The following is a 2,129-nucleotide window of genomic DNA, read 5'->3' on the forward strand; positions in this document are numbered from 1 at the left end:
GCGCTTCCGACCCGCATCCGACGGCGGTGTGGACGCGTGCAACATGGCGCGTTCCCTTCCCGGATCGGCCTCTGGGGGCGTTGCGCGAAGTATGCAATATGTTCACACGCACGCAATCCCGTATACGAAACTGTGATTGTGCCGGGTTTGAAAATACCGGAACAGCCGCTAGATATCTTCTGGTACACCGGTTGGAGCACGCGGATGGGCGAGTGGCGCGGTGAGAGGCGGGCGCGGGACGCGCGCATCGCGGCGGGGCGCGCCCACGCGGACGGCAAGGTCGTGCCGGCCGGGGCCGTGGTCGACCTGCTGGAGTCGATCCTGCGGCCCGGCGACCGTGTCTGTCTCGAGGGCGATAACCAGAAGCAGGCCGACTGCCTCGCCCGCGGCCTGAGCGCCTGCGATCCCGACAAGATCCACGACCTGCACATGGTCCAGTCGGGGATCGTGCTGCCCGAGCACCTCGACGTGTTCGAGACCGGGATCGCGAAGCGGCTCGACTACTCGTATTCCGGTCCGCAGGGCGTCCGCATCGCCAAGATGCTCTACGGCGGCCAGATCGAGCTCGGCGCGGTCCACACCTACCTGGAGCTGTTCGCCCGCTACTTTATCGATCTGACGCCCAACGTGGCGCTGATCGCTGGCGTCTCGGCCGACCGGAACGGCAACCTGTATACGGGGCCGAACACCGAGGACACCCCGACCGTCGTGGAGGCGACCGCCTTCAAGAACGGCGTCGTGGTCGCGCAGGTCAACGAGATCGTCGACACGGTCCCGCGGGTCGACATCCCGGGCGACCGGGTGGACTTCGTGGTCGAGGCCGACACGCCGTTCTACGTCGAGCCGCTCTTCACCCGCGATCCGGCGGCGATGACCGAGACCCAGATCCTGATCGCCATGATGGCGATCAAGGGGATCTATGCCGAGTACGGCATCCGCCGGCTGAACCACGGAATCGGTTTCGGGACCGCGGCGATTGAGCTGCTGCTGCCGACCTACGGCGAGAAGCTCGGCCTGAAAGGCAAGATCGCCACCCACTGGGCGCTCAACCCGCACCCGACCCTCATCCCGGCGATCGAATCCGGCTGGGTCAAGCAGGTCCACTGCTTCGGCTCCGAGGTCGGGATGGACCGCTACATCCGAGAGCGGCCCGACATCTTCTTCACCGGCGCGGACGGAAGTCTGCGCTCGAACCGGGCCTTCTGTCAGACCGCCGGTCTCTACGCCTGCGACATGTTCATCGGGGCGACGCTCCAGATCGACCTGATGGGCCATTCCTCGACCGTCACGCAGTCCCGGGTGGCGGGTTTCGGGGGCGCCCCCAACATGGGCTCGGACCCGCATGGCCGGCGCCATCCCTCCGATGCCTGGATGAAGGCCGGCCGTGAGGGCCAGATCGTCGGCGACCCGGCGCTGATGCGCGGGCGCAAGCTCGTGGTGCAGCTGGTGGAGACCTTCGGCGACAAGCTGGTCCCGACCTTCGTGGAGAAGCTCGACGCCCTCGAACTGGCGAAGAAAATCGGCCTCGAACTGGCGCCGGTCATGATCTACGCCGACGACGTGACCCACATCGTCACCGAGGAGGGTATCGCGAACCTCCTGCTCTGCCGGGACGCGGACGAGCGCGAGCAGGCGATCCGGGGCGTCGCCGGCTACACCGAGGTCGGTCGCGGCCGGGACCGGGCGAAGGTGGAGGCGCTGCGCGCCCGGGGTGTCATCCGTCGCCCCGAGGATCTCGGCATCGAGCCCCTGGACGCCGACCGGGCGCTGCTCGCAGCGAAGTCGATCAAGGATCTCGTGCATTGGTCCGGCGGGCTCTACGAGCCGCCGGCCCGGTTCCGGAACTGGTGAGCGGCGCGCGATGAAGGGTCCTCTGGCAAGGAGCCGGCCATGGAATCTCTGACCTTCCGCCACACCACGAAGAAGCCGCTGCCCGGCTCGGTGCCGAGCGCGATCACCGGCGTCGTGGCGTCCGGCAACCTGGAGATTCTGCTGGAGCGCGTCCTGCCGCCGGATGCCTGCGAGGTGGCCGTCGAGACCCGATCGCCGGCTACGGCGACGTCTGGGAGGCGGTGGTGGCCGATTTCGTCGCCCGGGCGCAGCCGGGGGCCTGCGCATCAGCATCAACG

At 67.9% G+C, this 2,129-nt stretch carries 1 protein-coding gene and 1 pseudogene; both read left to right on the forward strand.

What is annotated here, in order from left to right; translation table 11 throughout:
• The first annotated feature begins 204 nt into the window (after positions 1–204).
• Positions 205–1,851 carry a malonate decarboxylase subunit alpha gene (gene mdcA, locus I53_RS25620; protein ID WP_043356127.1) on the forward strand — a complete coding sequence of 549 codons (1,647 nt, stop codon included), beginning with the start codon at positions 205–207 and terminating at the stop codon, positions 1,849–1,851.
• A 39-nt stretch (positions 1,852–1,890) separates the two neighbouring features.
• Positions 1,891–2,129 (forward strand): annotated as a pseudogene (locus I53_RS25625) (malonate decarboxylase acyl carrier protein); the annotation flags it as partial.

This window comes from Methylobacterium sp. B1, assembly GCF_000333255.1.
In the GTDB taxonomy this organism is placed as follows: Bacteria; Pseudomonadota; Alphaproteobacteria; order Rhizobiales; family Beijerinckiaceae; genus Methylobacterium; species Methylobacterium fujisawaense.